Source organism: Streptomyces sp. NPDC059524 (genome assembly GCF_042749255.1).
GTDB lineage: Bacteria > Actinomycetota > Actinomycetes > Streptomycetales > Streptomycetaceae > Streptomyces > Streptomyces xanthii.
Genome location: NZ_JBHYTK010000055.1, coordinates 1 through 26,561 on the forward strand (window position 1 = coordinate 1; position 26,561 = coordinate 26,561).

At 72.2% G+C, this 26,561-nt stretch carries 25 protein-coding genes; 19 read left to right on the top strand and 6 right to left on the bottom strand.

Annotation, left to right across the window (positions count from 1 at the left end; translation table 11 throughout):
• Window positions 1-47: 47 nt before the first annotated feature.
• Window positions 48-1,094: a methyltransferase gene (locus ACFW9D_RS17570; protein WP_384622940.1), complete on the bottom strand. Its 1,047-nt coding sequence runs from the start codon at window positions 1,092-1,094 to the stop codon at window positions 48-50.
• Window positions 1,095-1,174: 80 nt separating this feature from the next.
• The gene (locus tag ACFW9D_RS17575) at window positions 1,175-2,236 is read right to left on the bottom strand and encodes a nitrous oxide reductase family maturation protein NosD (protein WP_384622941.1); all 1,062 of its coding nucleotides are present in this window, start codon (window positions 2,234-2,236) and stop codon (window positions 1,175-1,177) included.
• A 168-nt stretch (window positions 2,237-2,404) separates the two neighbouring features.
• Between ACFW9D_RS17575 and pcaC the strand changes: the two genes are divergently transcribed.
• Window positions 2,405-3,694 (top strand): 4-carboxymuconolactone decarboxylase, encoded by a 1,290-nt coding sequence (pcaC, locus tag ACFW9D_RS17580; RefSeq protein WP_188336095.1) that lies wholly within the window; start codon window positions 2,405-2,407, stop codon window positions 3,692-3,694.
• Window positions 3,691-4,353 (top strand): MBL fold metallo-hydrolase, encoded by a 663-nt coding sequence (locus tag ACFW9D_RS17585; protein WP_384622943.1) that lies wholly within the window; start codon window positions 3,691-3,693, stop codon window positions 4,351-4,353. Before pcaC ends, ACFW9D_RS17585 begins: the two co-directional genes overlap by 4 nt.
• A 7-nt stretch (window positions 4,354-4,360) precedes the next feature.
• Here ACFW9D_RS17585 and ACFW9D_RS17590 read toward each other — a convergent pair whose 3' ends face one another.
• Complete coding sequence (locus ACFW9D_RS17590) at window positions 4,361-4,951, bottom strand: hydrolase (RefSeq protein ID WP_384622945.1); 591 nt, start codon at window positions 4,949-4,951, stop codon at window positions 4,361-4,363.
• Between the two features lie 60 nt (window positions 4,952-5,011).
• Between ACFW9D_RS17590 and ACFW9D_RS17595 the strand changes: the two genes are divergently transcribed.
• The gene (locus tag ACFW9D_RS17595) at window positions 5,012-5,791 is read left to right on the top strand and encodes an exodeoxyribonuclease III (RefSeq protein ID WP_188336092.1); all 780 of its coding nucleotides are present in this window, start codon (window positions 5,012-5,014) and stop codon (window positions 5,789-5,791) included.
• Window positions 5,792-5,929: 138 nt separating this feature from the next.
• On the opposite strand, the gene ACFW9D_RS17600 is transcribed toward ACFW9D_RS17595, so the two are convergent.
• Window positions 5,930-7,825: an SGNH/GDSL hydrolase family protein gene (locus tag ACFW9D_RS17600; protein ID WP_384622947.1), complete on the bottom strand. Its 1,896-nt coding sequence runs from the start codon at window positions 7,823-7,825 to the stop codon at window positions 5,930-5,932.
• A 124-nt stretch (window positions 7,826-7,949) separates the two neighbouring features.
• Between ACFW9D_RS17600 and ACFW9D_RS17605 the strand changes: the two genes are divergently transcribed.
• From ACFW9D_RS17605 to ACFW9D_RS17625, 5 genes are all read left to right on the top strand, one after another.
• On the top strand, window positions 7,950-8,414 hold the full coding sequence (locus tag ACFW9D_RS17605) for a DUF6278 family protein (protein ID WP_384622949.1): 465 nt from the start codon (window positions 7,950-7,952) through the stop codon (window positions 8,412-8,414).
• Window positions 8,415-8,533: 119 nt separating this feature from the next.
• Complete coding sequence (locus ACFW9D_RS17610; RefSeq protein ID WP_188336089.1) at window positions 8,534-9,277, top strand: amino acid ABC transporter ATP-binding protein; 744 nt, start codon at window positions 8,534-8,536, stop codon at window positions 9,275-9,277.
• A 20-nt stretch (window positions 9,278-9,297) separates the two neighbouring features.
• Window positions 9,298-10,209: a glutamate ABC transporter substrate-binding protein gene (locus ACFW9D_RS17615; RefSeq protein WP_384622951.1), complete on the top strand. Its 912-nt coding sequence runs from the start codon at window positions 9,298-9,300 to the stop codon at window positions 10,207-10,209.
• A gap of 11 nt (window positions 10,210-10,220) precedes the next feature.
• Complete coding sequence (locus ACFW9D_RS17620; protein ID WP_188336087.1) at window positions 10,221-10,865, top strand: amino acid ABC transporter permease; 645 nt, start codon at window positions 10,221-10,223, stop codon at window positions 10,863-10,865.
• Window positions 10,862-11,731: an amino acid ABC transporter permease gene (locus tag ACFW9D_RS17625; protein ID WP_188336086.1), complete on the top strand. Its 870-nt coding sequence runs from the start codon at window positions 10,862-10,864 to the stop codon at window positions 11,729-11,731. Before ACFW9D_RS17620 ends, ACFW9D_RS17625 begins: the two co-directional genes overlap by 4 nt.
• Before the next feature lie 167 nt (window positions 11,732-11,898).
• On the opposite strand, the gene ACFW9D_RS17630 is transcribed toward ACFW9D_RS17625, so the two are convergent.
• Window positions 11,899-12,657: a hypothetical protein gene (locus ACFW9D_RS17630; RefSeq protein ID WP_188336085.1), complete on the bottom strand. Its 759-nt coding sequence runs from the start codon at window positions 12,655-12,657 to the stop codon at window positions 11,899-11,901.
• 103 nt (window positions 12,658-12,760) lie between these two features.
• Between ACFW9D_RS17630 and ggt the strand changes: the two genes are divergently transcribed.
• From ggt to ACFW9D_RS17650, 4 genes are all read left to right on the top strand, one after another.
• Window positions 12,761-14,575, top strand: coding sequence for a gamma-glutamyltransferase (ggt, locus tag ACFW9D_RS17635; protein ID WP_384622952.1), 1,815 nt, complete (start codon window positions 12,761-12,763; stop codon window positions 14,573-14,575).
• 83 nt (window positions 14,576-14,658) lie between these two features.
• The gene (locus ACFW9D_RS17640) at window positions 14,659-15,858 is read left to right on the top strand and encodes a sensor histidine kinase (RefSeq protein WP_384622953.1); all 1,200 of its coding nucleotides are present in this window, start codon (window positions 14,659-14,661) and stop codon (window positions 15,856-15,858) included.
• A complete protein-coding gene (locus ACFW9D_RS17645; protein ID WP_384622955.1) occupies window positions 15,855-16,523 on the top strand; it encodes a response regulator in 669 nt (222 codons plus the stop codon). The genes ACFW9D_RS17640 and ACFW9D_RS17645 overlap by 4 nt, the downstream gene beginning before the upstream one ends.
• A 326-nt stretch (window positions 16,524-16,849) precedes the next feature.
• Window positions 16,850-17,803 carry an FKBP-type peptidyl-prolyl cis-trans isomerase gene (locus tag ACFW9D_RS17650; protein WP_384622957.1) on the top strand — a complete coding sequence of 318 codons (954 nt, stop codon included), beginning with the start codon at window positions 16,850-16,852 and terminating at the stop codon, window positions 17,801-17,803.
• 22 nt (window positions 17,804-17,825) lie between these two features.
• Here the strand turns inward: ACFW9D_RS17650 and map are convergent, their stop codons facing one another.
• On the bottom strand, window positions 17,826-18,593 hold the full coding sequence (gene map, locus ACFW9D_RS17655) for a type I methionyl aminopeptidase (RefSeq protein WP_188336080.1): 768 nt from the start codon (window positions 18,591-18,593) through the stop codon (window positions 17,826-17,828).
• A 62-nt stretch (window positions 18,594-18,655) separates the two neighbouring features.
• On the opposite strand from map, the gene ACFW9D_RS17660 reads away from it, so the two are divergent.
• From ACFW9D_RS17660 to ACFW9D_RS17690, 7 genes are all read left to right on the top strand, one after another.
• Entirely contained in the window at window positions 18,656-18,907 is a 252-nt protein-coding gene (locus ACFW9D_RS17660; protein ID WP_188336079.1) for a helix-turn-helix domain-containing protein, read from the top strand.
• Between the two features lie 197 nt (window positions 18,908-19,104).
• A complete protein-coding gene (locus ACFW9D_RS17665; protein WP_188336078.1) occupies window positions 19,105-19,947 on the top strand; it encodes a nitrilase-related carbon-nitrogen hydrolase in 843 nt (280 codons plus the stop codon).
• Between the two features lie 132 nt (window positions 19,948-20,079).
• Window positions 20,080-21,369, top strand: coding sequence for an aspartate aminotransferase family protein (locus ACFW9D_RS17670; protein ID WP_188336077.1), 1,290 nt, complete (start codon window positions 20,080-20,082; stop codon window positions 21,367-21,369).
• Between the two features lie 13 nt (window positions 21,370-21,382).
• Window positions 21,383-22,942 carry a PucR family transcriptional regulator gene (locus ACFW9D_RS17675; RefSeq protein WP_384622961.1) on the top strand — a complete coding sequence of 520 codons (1,560 nt, stop codon included), beginning with the start codon at window positions 21,383-21,385 and terminating at the stop codon, window positions 22,940-22,942.
• A 144-nt stretch (window positions 22,943-23,086) separates the two neighbouring features.
• Window positions 23,087-23,929 (top strand): nitrilase-related carbon-nitrogen hydrolase, encoded by an 843-nt coding sequence (locus tag ACFW9D_RS17680; RefSeq protein ID WP_188336075.1) that lies wholly within the window; start codon window positions 23,087-23,089, stop codon window positions 23,927-23,929.
• Window positions 23,930-23,961: 32 nt separating this feature from the next.
• Window positions 23,962-25,368, top strand: a complete 1,407-nt coding sequence (hydA, locus tag ACFW9D_RS17685) for a dihydropyrimidinase (protein ID WP_384622962.1) — start codon at window positions 23,962-23,964, stop codon at window positions 25,366-25,368.
• 17 nt (window positions 25,369-25,385) lie between these two features.
• Window positions 25,386-26,405 carry a TIGR03842 family LLM class F420-dependent oxidoreductase gene (locus tag ACFW9D_RS17690; protein ID WP_188336073.1) on the top strand — a complete coding sequence of 340 codons (1,020 nt, stop codon included), beginning with the start codon at window positions 25,386-25,388 and terminating at the stop codon, window positions 26,403-26,405.
• Window positions 26,406-26,561 lie beyond the last annotated feature (156 nt).

The following is a 26,561-nucleotide window of genomic DNA, read 5'->3' on the forward strand; positions in this document are numbered from 1 at the left end:
CGGCCACCGCGTGGGACGCGGGGCCGGCGGCCTCGGTGCGGGTCCGCTCAGGCGGGCACGGTGCACTCGAAGGCGTGCAGGTACGGGTTGACGGGGCGGATCTCGCCGATGGCGAGCCCCGCGTCGGTCAGCCGCTCCACCATGCTCTGCCGGGTGTGCTTGGCGCCGCCGACGTTGAGGAGCAGCAGCAGGTCCATCGAGGTCGTGAACTTCATCGACGGGGTGTCGTCGACGAGGTTCTCGATGACGACGACCCGGGCCCCGGGCCGGGCCGCCGCGCGGACGTTGGCCAGCGTCCGGCGGGTGCTCTCGTCGTCCCACTCCAGGATGTTCTTGATGATGTAGACGTCCGCCTCGACCGGGATGGCCTCACGGCAGTCGCCGGGCACGATGCGCACCCGGGAGGCGAGGGCGCCGCCCTCGCGCAGCCGGGGGTCGGCGTTGTCGACGACGCCCGGCAGGTCGAGCAGGGTGCCGTGCATCGCGGGGTGCTTCTCCAGCAGACAGGCCACCACATGACCCTGGCCGCCGCCGATGTCCGCGACCGAGGTCACGTCCCGCAGGTCGAGCAGGTCCGCGACGTCCCGTGCCGACTGCTCGCTGGACGTGGTCATGGCGCGGTTGAACACGTGCGCCGACTCGGGGGCCTCGGAGTTGAGGTAGGTGAAGAACTCCCGGTCGTACACGTCCTCGAAGACGTTCCGGCCCGAGCGCACCGCCTCGTCGAGCTTCGGCCACACGTTCCACGTCCACGGCTCGGTGCACCACAGGGCGATGTACCGCAGGCTGTGCGGGTCGTCCTCGCGCAGCAGCCGGGACATCTCCGTGTGCGCGAACGTGCCGTCCGGGCGCTCGGTGAAGACGCCCTGGCTGGACAGCGCGCGCAGCAGCCGGCGCAGGGTGTGCGGCTGGGTCTTCACCGCCGCCGCCAGTTCGTCCACGCTCAGGGGGACGTCGTCCAGGGCGTCGGCGACGCCCAGGCGGGCGGCCGCGCGGACGGCGGCGGCGCACGCCGCCCCGAAGACGAGCTCCCTCAGCCGCATGGGCGGCGGGGGAGCGAGACCGGGCGCGGGTGCCGGATCGACGGTCGTCATGTTGCCTCACTTCTGCCTGCGTGATGCGGGTCGTGATGGGGGTGAAGGGGGTGGGGACTTGTCGCGAGGGGCGGCACGGGTCAGCACAATCCGCCGGGCAGGGAGGTCGCGCACCTGTTGTCGCGGAAGGTGTTGCCCTCGCCGTCGTCCTGGACGGCCAGGTCGGCCGTGCCGTTGCGCACGGCCACGTTGTCGCGGATCGCGTTGCGCTGGTTGAGGGCGTTCTTGAAGTTCTTGGCCAGCACGATGCCGCCCGACATGGGGGCCTCGCCCACGTTGTCCTCGACGCGGTTGCCGGCCACCAGCGAGTCCTCGACGCCGGTGAGGATGATCCCCGAGCCCTGCAGATAGGGCAGCCGGGCGGTCTTCGCGCAGTACTTGTTGTTGGCGTGGACGTGGTTGGCCACCACGCGCAGCTGACCGGGGCGGGGCGTGTTCTCGTCGCCGACGAGGAACATCGCGGTGCAGTTGCCGGTCGCGTCGTTGTGGTCGACGGTCAGGTTCCGCAGGCGCCGCACCGTGAGGCCGATCCGGTTGTCGGCGAGGCGGTTGTGGCTGATCACCGCGCGGTGGGTGTCCACGGCCCCCTCCTCGGCGGTGACCGTGTTGGCGACGAACAGTCCGGCGTCGCCGTTGCCGGTGACGGTGTTCCCGCGGAACACGCCCCGCACGGACCGCTCCTGGGCGATGCCCCACTGGCCGTTCTTCTCGGCGTGCACCCCCTCAACCCGCAGCCGGTCGGTCCCGGTCGCCCACAGGCCGGTCTTGGAGAAGCCGCGCAGCGTCAGCGAGCGCACGGTGACGTTCTTGACGGGGTCGGCCTCGGTGCCGCTCACGCAGACGCCGTTGCCGGCCTTCGCGCAGGCGCTGTCGCCGGAGGTGTCGGGGACGACGACGGTGGACCGGGCTCCGGACCCCTGCAGGGTCACGCCCGACACGTCGACGTCGACGCTCTCGTGGTAGGTGCCGGGAGCCAGGCGGACGACGTCCCCCGGCCTCGCGGCGTCGATGGCTTTCTGGATGGACTCGCCCGGGTTCACGTGGTGCACCGTCCGGGCGGCGGCGGCCGGTGAGGCGGCCCCGAGGCCCGACGCGACGGCGGCCGCGGCGCAGGCGAGGCCCACAATCTGTCGTGTGGTCACATGGCGAAGCTATGAGCGGCCGTTCCGCCCTGCCACCGCTGTTCCCCCAGGCGGGCCAGGGGCTTCTAGAGTCTCCTGCGGACCCGGAACGGTTTCCGCCGCCGGGCCGCCCGCCGTAGTCGGACCCCGGGCATCGGGCCCGGCGCGACAGATGAGAGGGTCAGGCGAGTGAGTGAGACACCGAAGAGCACCCTGCAATACCGCTTCGACGGGCCAGAAGACGCCCCTGTCCTGATCCTGGGTCCCTCACTGGGCACCACCTGGCACATGTGGGACCGGCAGATCCCCGAGCTGGTCAAGCAGTGGCGGGTGTTCCGCTTCGACCTCCCCGGACACGGCGGCGCCCCGGCGTACCCCGTCGACTCCGTCGGGGAGCTCGCCGCCCGGCTGCTCGCCACGCTCGACGAGGTCGGCGTGCAGCGCTTCGGATACGCGGGCTGCTCGCTGGGCGGCGCGATCGGCGCCGAACTGGCGCTGCGGAACCCGCAGCGCGTCGCGTCCCTCGCCCTGATCGCGGCCTCGCCCCGCTTCGGCACCGCCGACGAGTTCCGCCAGCGCGGCGTCATCGTGCGCAGCAACGGCCTGGACCCCATCGCCCGTACGTCGCCCGAGCGCTGGTTCACCTCCGGCTTCGCCGCCGCCCAGCCCGCCATCACGGACTGGGCCGTGCAGATGGTCCGCACGACCGACCCGGGCTGCTACATCGCCGCGTGCGAGGCCCTCGCCGCCTTCGACATCCGTACCGAGCTCGGCGCCATCGGCGTCCCCACGCTCGTCCTCGTCGGCTCGGAGGACCAGGTGACGGGTCCGGCCGAGGCCCGCACCCTCGTCGCCGGCATACCCGACGCCCGGCTCGCCGTCGTCCCCGGCGCCTCGCACCTGGCCCCGGTCGAGCAGCCCGCCGCCGTCACCGACCTCCTGGTCCGGCACTTCTCCACGGCCTGGCAGCCCGCCCAGGACACCGGCCAGCACGCCATCCCCGCGCCGCCCGTCAAGCCGGTCCTGGCCCCGCCCGCGCCGACCGGGCCCGTCGCCGAGATCGCCCCGGCCGCGCACCAGCCCGAGGCGGCCGTGCGGCCCGACCCGCACGACACGGGCCTCAAGGTGCGCCGCGAGGTGCTCGGCGACGCGCACGTCGACGGCGCGCTGGCCGAGGCCGACGACTTCTCCGGCGAGTTCCAGGAGTTCATGACCCGCTACGCGTGGGGCGAGATCTGGGCCCGCCCGGGACTCGACCGCCGGATGCGCTCCTCGGTGACGCTCACCGCCCTCGTCGCGGGCGGCCACCTCGACGAGCTGGCCTTCCACACGCGCGCCGCGCTGCGCAACGGCCTGACCGCGGACGAGATCAAGGAGATCCTGATGCAGACGGCCGTCTACTGCGGCGTGCCGGCGGCGAACTCCGCGTTCAAGGTCGCCCAGCGTGTCATCCGCGAGGAGACCACGCCGCAGGAATGACCGAGCAGGATGGGACCATGACGCTCACCTTCAAGAAGCTGTCCCACGCCTGCGTCCGCCTCGAGAAGGACGGACAGGTCCTCGTCGTCGACCCGGGCGGGTTCTCGGAACCGGACGCGGCGGTCGGCGCCGACGCGATCCTCGTGACCCACGAGCACCCGGACCACTTCGACGAGGCACGGCTGCGCGCCGGGATGGAGGCCCGCCCCGGCGCGCAGATCTGGACCCTGCGCTCGGTCGCGGAGAAGCTCTCCGCCGCGTTCCCCGGCCGCGTCCACACGGTCGGGCACGGCGACACGTTCACGGCCGCCGGCTTCGACGTCCAGGTCCACGGCGAACTGCACGCCGTCATCCACCCGGACATCCCGCGCATCACGAACGTCGGCTACCTCCTCGACGGCGGCGCCGTCTTCCACCCCGGCGACGCGCTCACCGTCCCCGACCGGCCCGTCGACACGCTGATGCTCCCGGTCATGGCGCCCTGGAACAAGATCGCCGAAGTGATCGACTACGTGCGCGAGGTGAAGCCGAGCCGCGCCTACGACATCCACGACGCGCTCCTGACCGACCTGGCCCGCCCGATCTACGACAACCAGATCGGCGCGCTCGGCGGCACCCGGCACCTGCGCCTGACGCCGGGCGACACCGTCCGGCTGTGACCCGGTCTCAGCGCGCGAGGAGCTCCAGCACCTCGTCCGTCGTGCCCAGCTCGGCGATGCGCGGATAGATCTTGCCGAACGTGTGCGCGTGCGACGCGGCGTCGGTGTCGGTCGTCGCGTCCTCGACCACCAGCAGGTGGTAGCTGAGCTCGAAGGCCGAGCGCGCCGTGGACTCCACGCCGATCGACGTCGAGATGCCGCCGAGCACGAGCTGCGTGACCCCGCGCCTGCGCAGCTGCAGATCCAGCTCCGTACCGGTGAAGGCGCCCCAGTGCCGCTTGGTGATCACGATGTCGTCGCCGAGCGGGCCCAGCTCGTCGGGGAACGCGGCGAACGCGGCCGGCGGGGCCTGGGTGAGGCCCGGCGCCGCGGCCCGGCTCACCGGCAGGTCGCCGCCGTCGGGCGACCACGCGACCCGCACCCGCACGACCGGCAGGCCCCGGGCGCGGAACGCGTCGGCGAGCCGCGCCGCGTTCTTGAGCACCGTGTCCGCGGGGTGCGGGGCGGTCGGCAGGCCGAGGATGCCCTGCTGGAGGTCGATGAGGACGAGGGCGGGGCGCTCGTCCAGGGCCGGGGCGGGAAGGCTGCTGTCACTCATATTTCGACAGGCTACCTGTCGAAAAGGCCGTTGTCGTACCCGCCCGGTAGGTTGTGGGACATGCGCATCGCTACCTGGAACGTGAACTCGATCACCGCCCGCCTGCCCCGGCTCCTCGCCTGGCTCGAGAGCAGCGGCACGGACGTGCTGTGCATCCAGGAGACCAAGTGCTCGGCCGAGCAGTTCCCGGCGGAGGAGCTGCGCGAGCTCGGCTACGAGTCGGCGGTCAACGCGAACGGGAGGTGGAACGGGGTGGCGCTGCTCTCCCGCGTCGGCCTCGAGGACGTCGTCAAGGGCGTGCCCGGCGACCCCGGCTACGACGGGGCCGAGGAGCCCCGCGCCGTCTCCGCGACCTGCGGCCCGGTCCGTGTCTGGTCGGTCTACGTGCCGAACGGGCGGGAGGTCGACCACCCGCACTACGCGTACAAGCTGCGCTGGTTCGAGGCGCTCAAGGCGGCGGTGGCCGGCGACGCGCAGGGCTCCCGCCCGTTCGCGGTGATGGGCGACTACAACGTGGCGCCGACCGACGACGACGTCTGGGACATCTCCGTCTTCGAGGGCGCGACGCACGTGACGCCGGCCGAGCGGGCCGCGCTCGCGGCGCTGCGCGAAGCGGGGCTCAGCGATGTCGTGCCGCGCCCCCTGAAGTACGACCACCCCTTCACGTACTGGGACTACCGCCAGCTCGGCTTCCCCAAGAACCGCGGCATGCGGATCGACCTGGTCTACGGGAACGCGCCGTTCGCCAAGGCGGTCTCCGACGCCTACGTCGACCGCGACGAACGCAAGGGCAAGGGCGCCTCGGACCACGCTCCCGTCGTGGTCGACCTCGACGTCTAGCGCGCCCTGACCGCCGGTGGGGCTTCTCGCGCCCCGCGGCCCAGCAGGCCCCTGGGGCGCACGAAGTGTGCCTTCAGGGGCGCGGGGAACTGCGCGACCAGCCCCCACCGGGCCGCACCCGCCGACGCACCGGCGAAGCTACGGCGCGAGAAGGCCCAGGTCGACCGAGGAGCCCAGCGCAGCGAGCCCCGCATCGCCGGGATGCAGATGATCCCCGCTGTCGAACTCGGCCCGCATCCGAGCCGGCCGCCCCGGATCCCGCAGCACCGCGTCGAAGTCCAGCACCGCGTCGAACCCCGAACCGGGCCCGCGCAGGAACCGGTTCACCTCGACCCGCCCCGCGTCAGCGGCAGCCGTGCACAGCGCCTCCCCCTCGCACGGGGTGATCGTCGCCCCGATCACCCGCAACCCCCGCGCCCGCGCCAGCGCGGCGACCTCGCGCAGCCCCGCCACGACCTGCTCGGCACTCGCGCCCCACCGCAGATCGTTGATCCCCTGGAAGACGACGACGGTCCGCGCCGAGGTCTGGGCGAACACGTCCCGGTCGATCCGGTGCAGCGCGCTCACCCCGCCCGTGTCCACGGACACCCCGTCGCCCGGATACCGGTCCCCGACGACCTTGTTCGCCGAGATCCCCTGGTTCAGCACCCCGTAGCGCGGCACCTGCGACTGCCCGAGCAGCCGCCGCGCCAGCACGTTCGGCCAGCGCCTGTTCGCGTCCTGGGTCGACTTCACCCCGTCCGTGATCGAGTCCCCGAGCAGCACCACGGACCCGGGCCCGCCGCCCACGTCGACCCCGGTGAGCAGCGGCCAGTACGAGATCGTCGAGGTGAAGGCCGCGCCGGCGGCGTCCGTCGCGTGGTCCCCGGGCTCGCTCACGTACGACCGCTGGAGCGCCTGGCTGTGCACGGGCGCGCTGAGCACCGGGTCGGGCAGGTGGAAGCTGACGAGGAGGTCGGAGTCGGCCGGCACGTCGAAGTCGACCGGGTCGCTGAACGCCTGTGCCCCGGCGGGCAGTTGTGTCCCGGAGGCGCCTCGGAAGGTGAGCGGGACGGGCGCGCCGCGCGTCGCGGCCCCGGCCTCGCGCACGGCGACCGACGCGCTGCCGATCCGTACGGGCGTCGACGCGAAGGTGTTGTCGAGCCGGATCCGGACCCGGGGGCCGCCCGTGCTCGTGTGCACGACGAGCCGTACCGTCCGGTCCGCCCACGGGCCGACCGTCGTGTACCCGGCGGTCGAGGCCGCCCAGGTGCCCGTCCAGCCGTGCGTCGCCCGGCGGACGGAGACGTCGAAGACATGCAGCGCGCGGCCGGCCTCGTCCGGCGCTCCGGGCAGGTCGACGGAGGCGATGGCCCGGTCCGCGCGGACCGGCACGGTGACCACGTACAGCCGGGTCCGGTCGGGGACCTGCCCCTGCGGCGTGTTGCGATGGGGGAGCGCGACGGACTTCGTGGCGAGCGGGCCGGTGCGCCAGTCCGGGGCGGTGAGCGTGTACCGGGAGCGCGAGCCGTCCGTGTAGCGGACCGTGCCCGTGCCGCTCGCGTCGCCGCCGGTCCCGGCGACGAGGAAGGCGAGCGCGTTCCCGCTGCCCCGCAGCCGGACGCGCTGGCCGTCGGCCCGGACGTTGTCGGGGCCGTCGCCCGCCGTGCGCGGCCAGTGGAGCTCGGCGCCCTGGACGCCGAGGCGGCGCCCGGGGGTCCAGCCCGCCGCCGTCAGGTCCTGGGCGGACAGCGAGCCGCCCGCGCCGTCGAAGTCGGCCTCGGCGGGCCGGTCGTCGTCGCTGACGGCCCGATTGTCGAAGAGGCGCGCCCCGGGGGGCGGGCCGGGGGGCGGGGGGGGCCCGGGGGCGCCCTGGCCGCCCCGGTTGCGCCACCCGCCCCCCCGGGGGGCCGCCCTCGGGTCTGTGCGGGGCGGCCTCGGCGGTCGTCGCGGGCGCGAGGCCCGCGCAGGCCGCCAGTAGGACAGCTGTTCCCCAGGTGCGTCGGCGCACGGCCGGCTCCCTCCGTGGTGCGGCGGGCGTGACAGGTGTGCCATGAACGTAGGAAGGGGGCAGGGACGCGTCAATGAGGCGCGTATGAAGCGGGCACGAACGCACCGCGAACAGCGGGTCCGCGCGCCCTGTGGTGCCGGGGCCAGGGGGAATGCGAGGCTGGACGGCATGAAGATCCCGTTCGTGGACAATTGGCGCAAGAAGCACGAGCCCGTCCTCGCCGTCGCGACGGCCGTGCCGGACGGCGGCGGTGCGGGTTCCGCTGGTACGGGCGGCGGCGACGGACTCGCCGAACTGCTCTCGGAGTGCGAGCTGTTGCGCTCGCAGGCGGCCGCGGCGGGCATCGAACTCGACGACTCCGTACGGTCCTTGGAGAAACTCGACCAACTCGTGCCGCGCTGGCGCGAGGACCCCGAGGTGCTGCCCTGGCTCGGCAACGACGCGGGCCTGTACCTCGGTACGGTCCTGGTGCGCCATGTGCCGGGCGCCGCCTGGGTGATCCGGCCGGACGGGCAGCCCGTCGTGCTCCTGGAGTCGGGCCGGGAGATCGAGGTCGTGGAGGCCGGACAGGAGTGGGCGGAGAGCGGGGCCCCGGAGCTCTCCCAGTTCTACGCGGAGGCCGCCGAGTCCTGAGCGGCATGATCTGAGCCGCAAATACGGTTAATGCCCATACGTGCGTGTCGTCGGTTAAGTCCCCTATAAGCGTGGATAGTTTGCGCAAACCGAGACAGCTGAGAGTGGGCAGGACTGGCATGGCCGTCGATCCTTTGATCGAGCTGCGTGACGTGAACAAGTACTACGGGGAGCTGCATGTCCTCCAGGACATCGACCTCACCGTCGGCAAGGGGGAGGTGGTCGTGGTCATCGGCCCTTCGGGGTCGGGCAAGTCGACGCTCTGCAGGACGATCAACCGGCTGGAGACGATCCAGTCCGGCACCATCAGGCTCGACGGCAAACCGCTGCCCGAGGAGGGCAAGGCGCTCGCGCAACTGCGGGCCGAGGTCGGGATGGTCTTCCAGTCCTTCAACCTGTTCGCGCACAAGACGGTCCTCCAGAACGTCTCGCTGGCCCAGGTGAAGGTCAGGAAGCGCAAGAAGGAGGAATCCGACCGGCGCTCCCGCGAACTCCTCGACCGCGTCGGCCTCGCCGCCCACGCCGACAAGTTCCCCGCCCAGCTCTCCGGCGGCCAGCAGCAGCGCGTGGCCATCGCCCGCGCCCTCGCCATGGACCCCAAGGCCCTGCTCTTCGACGAGCCGACCTCCGCCCTCGACCCCGAGATGATCAACGAGGTCCTCGAGGTCATGCAGCAGCTGGCCCGCGACGGCATGACCATGGTGGTCGTCACCCACGAGATGGGCTTCGCGCGCACCGCCGCCGACCGCGTCGTGTTCATGGCCGACGGGAAGATCGTCGAGGACCGCGCCCCCGAGGACTTCTTCACGCATCCCGAGAGCGAGCGCGCCCGCGACTTCCTCTCCAAGATCCTCAAGCACTGACCGGGGGAGTGCAGCACCTCATGATCGTAAAGTCGCTCAGGCTGCTCTCCGCCCTCGCGGTGGCCGCGCTGGCCGCCACCGCCTGCGGCAAGGAGGGCACGCCGCCCGTCAAGGGCCCCTCGGCCGCCGAACTCCCCAAGTACCAAGTGGCACAGGGCTTCTCGCTGCCCGACTCCAAGACCTGGAAGAAGGCGGACAAGCGAGGCCACTTCGTCGTCGGCGCCAAGGAGGACCAGCCCTACCTCGGTGAGAAGAACCCCGCCAACGGCGTCTACTCGGGCTTCGACATCGAGATCGCCAAGATGATCTCCGCCTCGCTCGGCCTGGACCCGAAGAAGATCTCCTTCAAGACGATCGCCTCCGCCAACCGCGAGACGGCCCTGCAGAACGGTCAGATCGACTACTACGTCGGCACGTACACCATCAACGACAACCGCAAGAAGCTCGTCGGCTTCGGCGGCCCGTACTACATGGCCGGCCAGAGCCTGCTCGTGCGGACCGACGAGGACGACATCCACGGCCCCCAGGACCTCGACGGCAAACGCGTCTGCTCGGCCGCCGGATCGACCCCGTACCAGCGCATCCAGGCCGACTACCCCAAGGCCGAACTCGTCGCCTACGACACCTACTCGGTCTGTGTCGACAACCTGCTGACCTACCAGGTCGACGCCGTGACCACCGACGACGCGATCCTGCTCGGCTACGCGGCCAAGGTCCCCGACGAGCTGAAACTGGTCGGCAAGCCGTTCTCCGAGGAGCCGTACGGCATCGGCGTGCCCCGCTCCGACAACGCGCTGCGCTTCGCCGTCGACACCGCGCTCGCCCAGCGCGAGAAGGACGGCGACTGGAAGAAGGCGTACGACGCGACGCTCGGCCTGTCCGGCGTGCCCGCACCGAAACCGCCCGCCATCGACCGCTATCCGGCGAGCTGAGGACCCGCACCGTGAACGTACTGACCGAAAACTTCTCGACCTACTGGAAAGGCTTCCTCGGTACGGTCGAGCTCACCGTCTACGCCTCGATCCTCGCCCTCGTGCTGGGCTTCGTCATGGCGTCGTTCCGCGTCGCGCCCGTCGGCTCCTTCCGCGCCTTCGGCACCGCCTGGGTCACCGTCCTGCGCAACACCCCGCTGACCCTGCTGTTCTTCGCCGTCCTGCTCGGCCTGCCGCGCTTCGGGCTCGTGCTCCCCTTCACCGTCTTCGCGGTGCTCGCGCTCGGCTGCTACACCTCCGCGTTCATCTGCGAGGCGCTGCGCTCCGGCATCAACACCGTGCACAAGGGGCAGGGCGAGGCCGCCCGCAGCCTCGGCATGTCCTTCGGCCAGACCCTGACCCTGGTGATCCTGCCGCAGGCGTTCCGCTCCGTGATCGCGCCCGTCGGCTCCAACCTGATCGCGCTCGCCAAGAACTCGGCGATCGCGGGCGCCTTCAGCGTCACCGAACTGCTGGGCACCTACAAGACGCTCAGCGAGCTCGGCTTCAACATCATCTGGACCTTCGTCTGGATCGCGGTCGGCTACCTCATCATCACGCTCGCCATCAGCGGGGTGTTCAACCTCATGGAAAAGCGCTGGGGAGTCGCCCGATGAAAGCCCTCGACCACGGCGCCACCGCCCTCTACGACATCCCGGGGCCCAACACCGAGCGCCGCCACAAGCTGTACGGTCTCGTCTCCACCGTGATCCTGCTCGCACTCGTCGGCTGGATCCTCTACCTGCTCTTCGACACTGACCAGTTCACCAGCACCAAGTGGACCCCCTTCGAGTACAAGGGCATCCAGGAACTGCTGCTGCGCGGCCTCGGGAACACGCTCAAGGCCTTCGCCATCGCTGCCGTGCTGTCCCTGGCGCTCGGCACGGTCCTCGCCGTGGGACGCCTGTCCGACCACCGCCCCGTGCGCTGGCTCGCCACCCTGTTCGTGGAGTTCTTCCGCGCGATGCCGGTCCTCGTGATGATCTTCTTCATCTACGTGGCCCTCAAGGCCGAGCCGCTGCCCGCCCTCGTCGCCGGACTGACCCTCTACAACGGCTCGGTGCTCGCCGAGGTCTTCCGCTCCGGCATCAACGCGGTCGAACGCGGCCAGCGCGAGGCCGCGTTCGCGCTCGGCATGCGCAAGACGCAGGTCATGACGCACGTCCTGGTGCCGCAGGCGGTGCGGGCCATGCTGCCCGCCATCATCAGCCAGCTCGTGGTCGCCCTGAAGGACACCTCGCTGGGGTATCTGATCACCTATGAGGAGTTTCTCCACGCCGGGAAGCTCATCGCGTCGAACCTCGACTACGATTTGCCCTTCATCCCCGTGGTGATGGTGATCTCGCCGATCTACATCGGGATGTGCATGTTGCTGTCGTGGTTCGCCCAGTGGGTGGCCAAGCGTCAGCGGCGCAATCCCAAGACCGAGGCCGCGGACGTCGCCCCGGCCGAACCAGGGACGCTGCTGCCCGGAGTGCAGTAGCCACAGAGCGTCGGCCGTCCACGCCCGGCCGCAGCCGGAGATCACTCCTCGCGAGGAGAAGGTCAGCTGCGTGCGGGACGGGACGGGCCGCCTGCTTGCCGAGGCCGAGCGGGCCCCTGCCGCATTCGTACGCGGCCGGGGTACCGCTCTTCCTTGGTCCGGGCCCCCTACTTGGCGCGGTGGGAGTTGCGCGGGGCCGCCGTGGCCGGCAGCGGCTGCTGGGCCGCACGCGTCACGTCGGAGACCAGCTCGACGACGTCCGGGCCGTAGGCGCCCGAGTTCACGACCTTCAGGAGCAGTACGAACGAGCTGTTGCCGTGCTTGCGCGCGAGCCGCTCGTGATGGCGGGCCAGATACCGCGTCGCCGCCTGATTGGTGATGGGCAGCTGCCCGCAGAACAGGAACACCGGCCGCGCCTCGCGCGACTCACCGGCCGTCAGCCGCGCCAGGATCACGTACTCGGTACGGCCCGGCTCCACCCGGTAGCGCTCGGAGCCGACCTGGAACGCGCCGCGGTCAGGACCCGGCTCCGGATCCGTGTTGACCCGGATCCCCGGCAGCAGGCTCACCATGTGCGCCGCCATCCGCCGGTTCGACGCCGGCCCCCCGACACAGAACTCGGTGCGCTCGCCGAAGCCCTGCTGGGCCGTGTCGTGCGCCACGACCTGGGCGTGCGCCCCGCAGTCCTTGACGATCGCCGCCAGTTCCAGCAGCGCGAACACGTCGTGCCGCTTGACCGCCAGCTCGGGGCCGCCCGCGTCGCGGTTCACCACCAGCAGCGACTCCGCGTTGTCGGGCAGTCCGAAGAAGGCCTGCTTGCGGCGGAGCTTCCGTTTCCACAGATAGGTGCGGGCGAGCCAGCCCAGCGAGGCGCTGATGCCCGCTGCGATCAGGCCGAGGACGATGTTGCGCACGTCTTCAGTCATGGGGGCGCACTCTAGCCAACCGGCGTACCGGTGTTCGAGGGGGTCCTGACGGTGCCGTGAAGGCAAGTTACGCTGCGCAGACGGTTGTTGACTGGAGGTACTGATGAGACGTTCAGTTGCACGGAATCTGTCCCTCTGCGCCCTTGCGGTGAGCATGGTGGCGGTCGGGGCGGCCGCGCCCCCTTCGTCCGCTTCCGGCGGCTCCTCGGGAGCGCCGCAGAAGGTTCCGGTCGCCGTCGGCCACGGCGGCGCCGTGGCCAGTGTCGATGCCGACGCCTCCGCGGCCGGCATCGAGGTCCTCAGGAACGGGGGCAACGCGGTGGACGCCGCCGTCGCCACCGCCGCCGCGCTCGGCGTCACCGAGCCCTACTCCGCCGGCGTCGGCGGAGGCGGCTACTTCGTCTACTACGACGCGAAGACCCGGCAGGTGCACTCGATCGACGGCCGCGAGACCGCGCCGCTGAACGCCGGCTCCGACCTGTTCCTGGAGAACGGCAGACCGCTCGCCTTCGCGGACGCCGTCACCAGCGGCCTGAGCGTCGGCACCCCCGGCACCCCCGCCACCTGGGCCTCCGCCCTCGACGCCTGGGGCAGCAAGGGCCTCGGCACCGTCCTCGAGCCCGCCGAACGGCTCGCCCGGGACGGCTTCACCGTCGACGACACCTTCCGCTCCCAGACCGCCTCCAACGAGGCCCGCTTCCGCAACTTCCCGGACACCTCCCGGCTCTTCCTGCCCGGCGGACAGCTCCCGGTCGTCGGCTCGACCTTCCGCAACCCCGACCTCGCCCGCACCTACGCGCAGCTCGCCCGCCAGGGCGTCGGCGCGATCTACCACGGCGACATCGGCGCCGACGTCGTCAAGACCGTCAACGCGCCGCCCGTCGACCCGGCCTCCGGCTGGAACGCCCGCCCCGGCGAACTGTCCACGAAGGACCTGGAGGCCTACGCCGCCAAGTTCCAGACCCCGACCAGGACCTCGTACCGGGGCCTCGGCGTCTACTCCATCGCCCCGTCCTCCTCCGGCGGCACCACCGTCGGCGAGGCGCTCAACATCCTGGAGCGCACCGACCTCTCCAAAGCCTCCAAGGCCCGCTATCTGCACCGCTTCATCGAGGCCAGCCGCATCGCGTTCGCCGACCGCGGTCGCTGGGTCGGCGATCCGGCCGCCGAGGACGTGCCCACCAGGCAACTGCTCTCCCAGCGCTTCGCCGACGCACGCGGCTGTCTGATCCAGGACGACACGGTCCTCACCAGCCCGCTGGCCCCCGGCGACCCCCGCCACCCGGGCACGTGCGGCAGGACCGGCGACCAGGCCGCGCCGACGACGTACGAGGGCGAGAACACCACGCACCTCACGGTCGCCGACAAGTGGGGCAACGTCGTCGCCTACACCCTCACCATCGAGTCCACCGGCGGCAGCGGCATCACCGTGCCCGGCCGCGGCTTCCTGCTCAACAACGAGCTGACCGACTTCTCCTTCGCCCCGGCGAACCCCGCCGTCCACGACCCGAACCTGCCCGGCCCCGGCAAGCGGCCCCGCTCCTCCATCGCACCGACCATCGTCCTCGACCGGGCGAACAAGCCGGTCGTCGCCGTCGGTTCGCCCGGCGGCGCCACCATCATCACCACCGTGCTGCAGACCCTGACCGGCTTCCTCGACCGGGGCCTGCCGCTCGTCGACGCCATCGCGGCCCCGCGCGCCAGCCAGCGCAACGCCGCGCAGACCGAACTCGAACCCGGCCTCTACGACAGCCCGCTGCGCGCCGAACTCGAGTCGATCGGGCACTCCTTCAAACTCAACCCCGAGATCGGCGCCGCGACCGGCGTGCAGCGGCTCCCCGACGGGCGGTGGCTCGCCGCCGCCGAGAAGGTACGGCGCGGCGGCGGTTCCGCGATGGTCGTCGACCCCGGCCACTGACGTCCTGACCACCCGGGATCGGCCCACGGGATGCATTCCGCGGGCCGATGTCCGGGCCCGGCTGCGCTCGTACGCTCATCGGCATGAGCGAGACAACCGGATCCCGGGGGACCGCCGCCTGGTGCGGACTGGTCCTCTACCCGTTCGTGCTGACCGTGCCGCTGTTCGCGTCACCCGACACGGTGCCGCTGCTGCGCGCCCTGGGCGTGGCCCTCAGCGCCGTGCTCCTGGTCGGCGTGGCCCGGAGGATGCCGCTGCTCGCGCTGGTGGTCGCCCTGCTCGGCACGCTCGTGGCGACCGCGCTGCAACCGAGCGGCGGACCGTACCACCCCTCCGGGCCCCTCGGCCCCGCCGGTCCGGACGGCGGGTACGACGGAGGCCGGTCCGTGACACTGCTCGCGTTCGTCGTGGCCGACATCGTGCTCGGCCTCCTCGTCGCCCGCAGGCCCACGCGCCAGTGGGTCACCGGGGTCGTGCTCAGCGTCCTCGCTCAGGCCGGCGGCATCGCCGTGTTCGCGCGGGGCGAGAGCCTCGCGGCGCTCGCCACCATCGCGCTGCTCGCCCTGCTGGTCTCCTGCATGATCGGCCTGTTCGTCCGCGAGCGCGCCGAGCACGCCTCCGCGCTGCGCCGGCGCGCCGTCACCGAGGCCGTGACCGCCGAACGGCTGCGGATCGCCCGGGAGTTGCACGACATGGTCTCCCACGGCATCGGCGTCATCACCATCCAGTCCGGAGTCGCAGCCCGCGTCGTCGAGACCCGCCCCGCCGAGGCCCGCGCCGCGCTCGAAGCCATCGAACAGACCAGCCGCGACACCCTGCGCGGCCTGCGCCGCACCCTCGTCGCGCTGCGCCGGGCCGACCTGGACGGGGACGCGCCGCTCACCCCCGGCGCCGGGCTCGCCGAACTAGACGTGCTCATCGCGCAGACCGCCGACGCCGGCGTCCGCGTCGACCTGTCCCGCACCGGCACCGAGCGCCCCCTGCCGCCCGACGTGGACCGCTCCGCGTACCGCATCGTGCAGGAGGCCCTCGCCAACGTCGTCCGGCACGCGGGCGTCGCCGCCTGCCGGGTGGCGGTCGCGTACGAGGAGCACGAGCTGTTCCTGGAGATCGTGGACGCGGGACGGGGCGCCGGGGCACGATCGTCGGGAACGGGGTTCGGGATCACGGGGATGGAGGAGCGGGTGCGCCTGCTGCACGGGGAGTTCGGGGCGGGGCCGCGGCCGGAGGGCGGCTTCCGGGTGACGGCGCGGATACCGCTGCCCGAGGAGGGGGCGGCGTGACGGCGCGGGTCCGGGTGCTGCTCGTCGACGACCAGCCGCTCGTCCGCTCCGGGCTGCGCACCCTCATCGGCGACACGGGCGACCTGGAGGTCGTCGGCGAGGCGGGGGACGGGGCGGAGGCCGTCGCCCAAGCGGCGCGGCTGGTGCCCGACGTGGTCGTCATGGACATCCGGATGCCCGGCGTCGACGGCATCGAGGCGACGCGGCGCATCGTCGAGTCGGGACAGGGCCCCCGGGTCCTCGTCCTCACCACGTTCGACGAGGACGACTACGTGTACGGGGCGCTGCGGGCCGGCGCCGCCGGGTTCGCCGTGAAGGACATGCCGCTCGACGATCTCCTCGCGGCGATCCGCATCGTCGCCGCCGGGGACGCGCTCATCGCGCCCGGGGTCACCCGGCGGCTCATCGCCGACTTCGTGGGGCGCGGGGGGCCGGTCGCGGCGCGTTCGCCCCGGCCGGTGGAAGGCATCACGGAGCGCGAGCGCGAGGTCCTGACCCTGGTCGGCCTCGGCCGCTCCAACCAGGAGATCGCCGAGGAACTCTTCATCAGCGTCGCCACCACCAAGTCCCACGTGGCCCGCCTCTTCACGAAGCTCGCGGCGCGCGACCGGGTCCAACTGGTCATCATGGCGTACGAGTTGGGCCTCGTAACCCCCACCCACTGACGGCTCCGCCGGGGGCGGGGGCACAGCGGAGCGGCCCCGCAGCCCGGGCAGGAGATATGCGCCCTGGGCTGGGCGCGGTACACCCGGCGGGCGTGTGCCGCCTTGTGTGTCGCTCGGCCCGGGCAGGGGGCATCGAACCGCGCTGGGCGCCGTACATCCGGCGCCCCGGTGTGTCGCCCGGTCGGGGCAACTGGCATCCGCCCCGCACCCGGCGCCGTACACCCGGCGGACGTACGCCCCCCGGTGTGTCGTCCCGCAGGTCCGTCACCCGCACCCCGGGGACCGGAACGCTCCTTGGCGACACCCCCACGCCAAGGAGGTCACCGGTGGACCCCAGACCCGTCCTGCGCACCGGAGCCGTAACCGTCCTGCTCGCGGCGGCCGCGGCCTGCGCCGCTCCCGACCCGGGGCCCGAGAACGTTCCGAAGGTCACCGGCGCGGCCGGCACCCGGCCCGTGATCACCATCCCGGACCGGCCCGCCCCGGCGGCCGCCCGGCTGAAGGTGCTGCGCGCCGGCACGGGCCCGGCGGTGAAGAAGGGGCAGGTCGCCGTCACCGATGTCGAGATGCGCAGCTGGGAGGGGAAGAAGGAGCTGCTCAGCTCATGGGGCCTGGCGCAGCCGACGACGGTGTCGTTCAGCGGTGAGCGGTCCTGGGCGGAGGCGCTCGTGGGCCGCAGGGGCGGCAGCCGCGTCCTGATGATCGCCCCGGCGGCGCGCGGCGCCGGCCCGCGGAGCGCCGCGGCGGCCGCGATCGCCCCGGACGACCACATGGTCCTGGTGTTCGACCTGATCGGCGGCTACGACCGTGACCAGCGGGTGCCGGTGCGCCACGGCAGCGGCGGGATGCCGGGCGCAGGGGGCGCCCGCGACGCGAAGGCCGTCGTCGACTTCCCCGCGGGCGGGATGCCGAAGGTGGTCAGCTGGGGCGCGGGCCCGCCCGCGAAACTGCACGTGCGCACGCTCAGCGAGGGCCGAGGCCCGGTGCTCCAGGACCGTGACGTGGCCGTGCTGCAGTACGCGGGCTGGTCCTGGGGCGAGGACCGCCCGTTCCGCTCGACGTACGGGGAGAGCGGCCCGAGCGGGATGGTGCTCGCCCGGCCCGCGCTGCTGCCCGGGATGTTCGAGGCGCTGAAGGGCATCCGGGTCGGCAGTCGGCTTCAGCTCGCGGTGCCCGCCCGCTATCGCCCCGACTTCCACCGCACGCCGGGCGGTCTGGAACAGCCGCCCGGCGTGCCGGTGCTCTACGTCGTGGACGTGCTCGACCGGCAGGACCGCTGACGCCCGTAGGGACGGGAGCGGCTCAGAGCGCGGTGAGGACGCGCGGCCCCGCGTCGGTGATCGCCACGGTGTGCTCGGCGTGCGCGGCGCGGGAGCCGTCGTTCGTGCGCAGCGTCCACCCGTCGGGGTCCGCGTGGTAGTCGTCCGTGCCGCCCGCGATCACCATCGGCTCGATGGCCAGTGCCATGCCGGCCCGCAGCCGCATGCCGCGCCCGGGCCGCCCCTCGTTCGGCACCCCCGGGTCCTCGTGCATCCGGCGCCCGATGCCGTGCCCGCCGAAGCCGTCGGGGACGCCGTAACCGGCGGCGCGGCACACGGTGCCGATGGCGTGCGCGATGTCCCCGATCCGGTTCCCGACGACGGCCGCCGCGATGCCGGCGGCCAGGGCCCGCTCGGCGGTCTCGATCAGCCGGGTGTCCTCGGGCCGGGCGGTGCCCACGGTGAAGCTGATCGCCGAGTCGCCGACCCAGCCGCCGAGTTCGGCCCCGAAGTCGACCGAGACGAGGTCGCCGTCGCGCAGCCGGGTCCGGTTCGGGACGCCGTGCACGATCGCGTCGTTGACGGAGACGCACAGGACGGCGGGGAAGGGGGTCGGGGCGAACGGCGGGCGGTAGCCCAGGAACGGGGAGGAGGCGCCGGCGTCGCGCAGCACGTCGTGCGCGACCTCGTCGAGTTCGAGGAGGGTGACGCCCGGTGCGGCGTGCTTGCGGGCGGCGGCCAGGGCCTGGGCGACGATGCGGCCGGCCTCGCGCATCGCGTCGATCTGCGGTTCGGTCTTCAGTTCCACCATGCCAATTACTATACCGGTATTTGAATCCGGTAAAGAAATGGAGGCTCGGCTAGACTGGGCGCATGGTCCGAACTCCCTTGACCCCCGAAGAGCGCGAGCGCGGCGAGCGGCTCGGCCGGCTGCTGCGCGAGGCGCGACAGGGGCGCAGCATGACCGAGGTGGCCGCGGGTGCGGGCGTCTCGGTCGAGACGCTGCGCAAGATCGAGACGGGGCGCGCGCCGACCCCGGCGTTCTTCACGGTCGCGGCCCTCGCCCGCGAGCTCGGCCTCTCGATGGACGAGCTGGTCGTGCACTGCGCGCTGCAGCCGGCCTGAACCCGGACGGCCCGGACGGCGGGCCTCGTGCGACGTGATCGGTGTGATGAGAAGCGGGATCACCCGCACGGGTGCCGAAACATGATCGTTCCAGCGGGTTGACGACGATGGTCTTGGCAAGCCCCCCGGGCGGGCTTACGTTCGTCCCTCTACGCCCCGTTCTACAGGCGTAGAGGTTCAACGCTGAGGAGCGGCTCATGGCCCACGTCGTTCGCGCCGCACTCGTCCAGGCCTCCTGGACGGGCGACACCGCATCCATGATCGCCAAGCACGAGGAGCACGCCCGCGAGGCGGCCCGCCGGGGAGCCCGGATCATCGGCTTCCAGGAGGTGTTCAACGCCCCGTACTTCTGCCAGGTCCAGGACCCCGGGCACCACCGCTGGGCCGAGCCCGTGCCGGACGGCCCCACCGTCACGCGGATGCGTGAACTCGCCCGCGAGACGGGCCTGGTGATCGTGGCCCCCGTCTTCGAGGTCGAGCAGCCCGGCTTCTACTACAACACCGCGGCCGTGATCGACGCCGACGGCAGCTACCTCGGCAAGTACCGCAAGCACCACATCCCGCAGCTCCCCGGCTTCTGGGAGAAGTACTACTTCCGGCCGGGGAACCTGGGCTGGCCCGTCTTCGACACCTCCGTCGGCCGGGTCGGCGTCTATATCTGCTACGACCGCCACTTCCCCGAAGGCTGGCGCCAGTTGGGGCTCAACGGCGCGCAGATCGTGTACAACCCGTCCGCGACCAGCCGCGGCCTCTCCTCCCACCTCTGGCGCCTCGAACAGCCCGCGGCCGCCGTCGCCAACGCGTACTACGTCGCCGCCATCAACCGCGTCGGCGTCGAGGAGTACGGCGACGACGACTTCTACGGCACCTCGTACTTCGTCGACCCGCGAGGGCAGCTCGTCGGCGAGGCGGCCGACGACCGGGACGAGGAACTGCTCGTACGCGACCTCGACCTCGACGTCATCGACGAGGTGCGGCAGCAGTGGGCCTTCTACCGCGACCGCCGCCCCGACGCCTACGACGGACTCGTCCAACCCTGACGCCCCGGGGCCTCTCCCGAACCCGTTCAGCCCTGATCCCCGGGGCCTCTCCCGAACCTGTTCAGCCCTGACGCCCCCGGGCCTCTCCCGAACCCGTTCAGCCGTGACCGACGAAGGGACTCCGCAGCCGTGATGACCCCTGACCTCCACGCACGCCATCGCGCGGTCCTGCCCGAGTGGCTCGCCCTGTACTACGACCGGCCGATCGAGATCACCCACGGCGAGGGCCGCCAGGTCTGGGACGCCGACGGCAAGCAGTACCTCGACTTCTTCGGCGGCATCCTCACCACCATGACCGCGCACGCCCTGCCCGAGGTCACCAAGGCGGTCAGCGAACAGGCGTCCCGGATCGTCCACTCCTCGACGCTCTACCTGAACCGGCCGATGGTCGAACTTGCCGAGCGCGTCGCCAAGTTGTCCGGCATCCCCGACGCCCGCGTCTTCTTCACCACCTCCGGCACCGAGGCCAACGACACCGCGCTGCTGCTCGCCACCGCGTACCGCCGCTCCAACCAGATCCTGGCGATGCGCAACAGCTACCACGGCCGCTCCTTCTCCGCCGTCGGCATCACCGGCAACCGCGGCTGGTCGCCCACCAGCCTCTCGCCCCTGCAGACCCTGTACGTGCACGGCGGCGTCCGCACCCGCGGCCCCTACGCCCACCTGTCCGACGCCGAGTTCACCGAGGCCTGCGTCGCCGACCTGCGCGACATGCTCGGCCAGACCCGGGGGAACGTGGCGGCGCTCATCGCCGAGCCCATCCAGGGCGTCGGCGGCTTCACCTCCCCGCCCGACGGTCTGTACGCCCGCTTCCGCCAGATCCTCGCCGAGCACGGCATCCTGTGGATCTCCGACGAGGTGCAGACCGGCTGGGGCCGCACCGGCGAGCACTTCTGGGGCTGGCAGGCGCACGCCGCGTCCGGCCCGCCCGACCTGCTCACCTTCGCCAAGGGCATCGGCAACGGCATGTCGATCGGCGGAGTCGTAGCCCGCGCCGAGGTCATGAACTGCCTCGACGCCAACTCCATCTCCACGTTCGGCGGCAGCCCCGTCACCATGGCCGCGGGCCTCGCCAACCTCTCGTACCTCCTGGAGCACGACCTCCAGGGCAACGCCCGCCGCGTCGGCGGCCTCCTCATCGAGCGGCTGCGCGCCATCGGCGCGAGCACCCCCTGTGTCCGCGAAGTGCGTGGCCGGGGCCTCATGATCGGCATCGAACTCGTCCGGCCGGGCACCGACGAGGCGCACCCCGACGCCGCCACCGCCGTCCTCGAGGAGTGCCGCGAGCACGGCCTGCTCATCGGCAAGGGCGGCGGCCACAGCACCAGCGTCCTGCGCATCGCCCCGCCCCTCACCCTGACCGTCGCCGAGGCCGAACAGGGCGCGGCGATCCTCGAACGAGCCCTGCGGAACGCCTCGTAGCGGGCCCGGCGCCATGACCGCTCCGACCGTCCCCGAACACGCCCTGTCCGTACGGCAGATACTCGCCCTGGAACGGATCGCCGCGGGCGAACCCGAGGTGGTCGCCGCCGCCGAGCATCTCGACCGGCCCGTGCGCTGGGTGCACGTCGCCGAGGCCGCCGACGTCGGCGTCATGCTCAGCGGCGGCGAGATGGTCCTCACCACCGGCGTGCTCCTCGCGGGCGGCGACCCGCACGGCCGCACCGCCTACATCGAGTCCCTGCACCGCGCCGAGGCCGCGGCCCTCGTCCTCGGCCTCGGCCGCGCCTTCCCGTCCCCGCCCCGCGACATGTGCCGGGCCGCCGAGCGCTGCGGCCTGCCCATGGTCGTGCTGCACCGGCCCTTCCCCTTCGCCGAGCTCACCGAGGAGGTCCAGTCCCGGCTCGTGCGCCGCAAGTACGCCGCCGTCCGCCTCTCCGAGGGCATCCGCACCGCGCTGACCGCGCTCATCACGGCCGGCGCCCCGCTCCAGCGACTCCTCGACGAGATCGCCGCGCACAGCGCCTGCCCCGTCGTCGTCACCAACCTCGCCCACCGCGTCCTCGCCACCGCCGGCGAACGGCCCGCCGTCGACGACGTCCTGCGCGACTGGGACCGCATCGCCCGCCAGCCCGGCGGCGTCGACGGCGAAGGCTGGCTGCGCGCCGAACTCGGCGGCCGCGGCGAACGCTGGGGCTCCGTCGTACTGTGCGGCTACCGCGGCGACGGCGCCTCCGGCCGGCTGCTCGCCGACCGCGCCGCCGAGTCCCTCGTCCTGCACCACCTGCTGTCCGGCACCGCCGTCAGCTGGGAGGAACAGTCCGCACGCCGCCTGCTCGACGACCTCGTCTCCGGCGCCGTGCCCGCCCGCCAACTCCTGCCCCGCGCCCGCGCGGCCGGCCTCCCCGTCAACCGGCGCACCTTCGTCCCGCTCGCCGTCCGCGACACCGACCCCGCCCGCCTCGACCGCGTCCTGCGCCTGCTCGGCCTGTCCGCGCTCGTCGCCGATCTCACCGAGCACGCCACCGCCGTCCTGCTCAGCCTCGCCCACGACCAGGACCCCGTCCCGCTCGCCGCCCACTTCGCCGAACGGCTGCGCGCCGAGACCGGCGCCGCGCCCGTCGTCGCCGCAGGACCCGCCCGGCCCGCCTGGGACGACGTCCCCGACGGCCTGCGCGAGGCCCTCCATGTCTGCGACGCCGTCGCCGGAGCCCCGCCCGGCCTGCCCGCCGTCGTCCGCCTCGGCGACGTACGGCTGCGCGGTCTGATGCGGATGCTGCGCGACGACCCCCGCGTCCAGTCCTTCGCCGAACGCGAGCTGGACGGACTGCTGTACGCCGAGGAGGGCGAGGCGCTGCTCGCGGTCCTGCGCACCTACCTCGCGACCGGCCGCAACAAGTCCCGCACCGCCCAGCTCCACCACATGAGCCGGCCCGCCCTGTACCGCCGCATCGAGGCCATCGAGACCCTGCTCCGGGTCAGCCTCGACGACTTCGAGGAGGCGGCGTCCGTGCACATCGCGCTGCTCGCGCACGACGCGCAGACGGGGGAGTGACACGGTGCAACGGCATCGGGCCGCGGACGTGACACGGTGCGACTCGGCCGGCGCCGGCGCGCTTCCTATCGTCCTTGGCACACCTGTCGTCCCCTCCGCCCTCCCCTCCGCCCGCCCCTCTGTCGTCCCTCGCAGGAGGTCCCGATGAGTTCCGTGATCCGCGCCGCGATCTTCCAGACCGCATGGACCGGCGACAAGGAATCCATGATCAAGGTGCACGAGCAGGCCGTGCGTGACGCGGCCGCCCAGGGCGCCCAAGTGCTCTGCTTCCAGGAGCTGTTCTACGGCCCGTACTTCTGCCAGGTGCAGGACCCGGCCTTCTACGCCTACGCCGAGGCCATCCCCGACGGACCGATCGTGCGCCGCTTCCAGGAGCTGGCCCGCGAGCACCACATCGTCCTCGTCCTGCCCATGTACGAACAGGAGCAGCCCGGCGTCCTCTACAACACGGCCGCCGTGATCGACGCCGACGGCAGCTACCTCGGCAAGTACCGCAAGACCCATCTCCCGCAGGTCAAGGGCTTCTGGGAGAAGTTCTACTTCCGGCCGGGCAACTCCGGCTGGCCCGTCTTCGACACCGCCGTCGGCAAGGTCGGCGTCTACATCTGCTACGACCGGCACTTCCCCGAGGGCTGGCGCGCCCTCGGTCTCGAAGGCGCCCAGATCGTCTTCAACCCCTCCGCCACCAGCCGCGGCCTGTCCCGCTACCTGTGGCAGCTGGAGCAGCCGGCCGCCGCCGTCGCCAACGAGTACTTCGTCGGCGCCATCAACCGCGTCGGCGTCGAGGAGTACGGCGACAACGACTTCTACGGCACCTCCTACTTCGTAGACCCCGAGGGCCAGTTCGTCGGCGAGGTCGCCGACGACAAGGCGCCCGAACTCGTCGTCCGCGACCTCGACCTCGCCAAGCTGCACGAGGTCCGCGACCGCTGGCAGTTCTACCGCGACCGCGCGCCGCACGCGTACGAGCCGCTGACCCGTCCGTAGCACCCCGAGCACCGACGTTCCTGGAGGAGAGCATGAGCGCCGTCCGTACCGTCGTCCGCGGCGGACTCGTCGTCACCGCCGCCGACGAGATGCACGCCGACGTCCTGATCGAGGACGGCCGCGTCGTCGCCCTCGCGGCCACCGGCAGTGACACCGCCGCGTCCTGGACGGACGCGCGCGTCATCGACGCGAGCCAGAAATACGTCATCCCGGGCGGCGTCGACGGGCACACCCACATGGAGATGCCGTTCGGCGGCACGTTCGCCGCCGACACCTTCGAGACGGGGACCCGCGCCGCCGCCTGGGGCGGCACCACCACCATCGTCGACTTCGCCATCCAGACCGTGGGCCACAGCCTGCGCGAGGGCCTCGACGCCTGGTACGCCAAGGCCGACGGCAACTGTGCGATCGACTACGGCTTCCACATGATCGTCTCCGACGTGAACGACGACACGCTCAAGGAGATGGACCTCCTCGTCAGCGAGGGCGTCACGTCGTTCAAGCAGTTCATGGCGTACCCGGGCGTCTTCTACTCCGACGACGGGCAGATCCTGCGCGCCATGCAGCGGGCCGGCGAGAACGGCGGCCTCATCATGATGCACGCCGAGAACGGCATCGCCATCGACGTCCTCGTCGAACAGGCCCTGGCCCGCGGCGAGACCGACCCCCGCTACCACGGCGAGGTCCGCAAGGCGCTCCTGGAGTCCGAGGCCACCCACCGTGCCATCAAGCTCGCCCAGGTCGCCGGCGCCCCCCTCTACGTCGTCCACGTCTCCGCGCAGGAGGCCGTCGCCGAGCTCGCCCGGGCCCGCGACGAGGGCCTCCCCGTCTTCGGCGAGACCTGCCCCCAGTACCTGTTCCTGTCCACGGACAACCTCGCCGAGCCCGACTTCGAGGGCGCCAAGTACGTGTGCTCGACGCCCCTGCGGCCCAAGGAGCACCAGGCGGCGCTGTGGCGCGGCCTGCGCACGAACGACCTCCAGGTCGTCTCCACCGACCACTGCCCCTTCTGCTTCACCGGCCAGAAGGAGCTGGGCCGCGGCGACTTCTCGAAGATCCCCAACGGCATGCCCGGCGTCGAGAACCGCATGGACCTGCTCCACCAGGCCGTCGTCGACGGGCACATCACCCGGCGCCGCTGGATCGAGATCGCCTGCGCCACCCCGGCCCGCATGTTCGGCCTCTACCCCAAGAAGGGCACCATCGCGCCCGGCGCCGACGCCGACCTCGTGATCTACGACCCGCACGCCGAGCAGACCATCAGCGCCGCCACCCACCACATGAACGTCGACTACTCGGCGTACGAGGGCAAGCGGCTGACCGGGCGCGTCGAGACCGTCCTCTCGCGCGGCGAACCCGTCGTCACCGAGCGGGAGTTCACCGGGCGGGCCGGTCACGGCACGTACACCCCGCGCGGCACCTGTCAGTACCTGAACTGAAAGAGCTAGGGAAGCCCATGGACTTCGGACTCGTCCTGCAGACCGACCCGCCCGCCTCCGCCGTCGTCGACCTGATGCGCCGCGCGGAGGACGTCGGATTCACGCACGGCTGGACCTTCGACTCGTGCGTGCTGTGGCAGGAGCCGTTCGTCATCTACAGCCGTATCCTCGCCGAGACCCGGCACCTGAAGGTCGGGACCATGGTCACCAACCCCGGGACCAGGACCTGGGAGGTGACCGCCTCCACGTTCGCCACCCTCAACGACATGTACGGCAACCGCACCGTGTGCGGCATCGGCCGCGGCGACTCCGCGATGCGCGTCGCCGGACGCAAGCCCAACACCCTCGCCCGGATCAGCGAGGCCATGAAGGTCATCCGGGCGCTGGGCCGCGGCGACGAGGCCGACCTCGGCGGCACCGTCGTGCGCTTCCCCTGGGTCGGCGAGGGCGCCGAGGTGCCGGTGTGGATGGCCGCGTACGGGCCCAAGGCCCTCAAGATGGCCGGCGAGGAGGCCGATGGATTCATCCTCCAGCTCGCCGACCTCTTCCTCACCGAATGGATGGTCAAGGCCGTGCGTGACGCCGCCGCGGCCGCCGGACGCGACCCGTCCGAGGTGAAGATCTGCGTCGCGGCCCCCGCCTACGTCACAGAGGACGACTCGCCCGAGGCGCTCGCCCACGCCCGCGAGCAGTGCCGCTGGTTCGGCGGCATGGTCGGCAACCACGTCGCCGACCTCGTCTCCCGCTACGGCGCCCACTCCGGCATGGTGCCCGACGCCCTCACCGACTACATCAAGGCCCGCGAGGGCTACGACTACTCTCACCACGGCCGCACCGACAACCCGGACACCGCGTTCGTGCCCGACGAGATCGTCGACAGCTTCTGCCTGATCGGCCCGCCGTCGGCGCACATCGAGAAGCTGAACGCGCTGCGCGCCCTCGGCGTCGACCAGTTCGCCGTGTACGCCATGCACGACGCGAAGGAGGCGGTGATCGATCTCTACGGCCGGGACGTGATCCCGGCGGTGAACGCGTGAGCGGGCCCGAGCGGGCCCCCGACTTATCCCCGACCGCACCACCCGCACCGCTGGTAGAACCCGCACCAGGCACGGCAGTTCACGGCTTCCCCACGGCCATCCCGTATCCCCGTCCTCCCAGGGCCCCGCCCACCCGCCGGGGCCCGCCAGTGAACG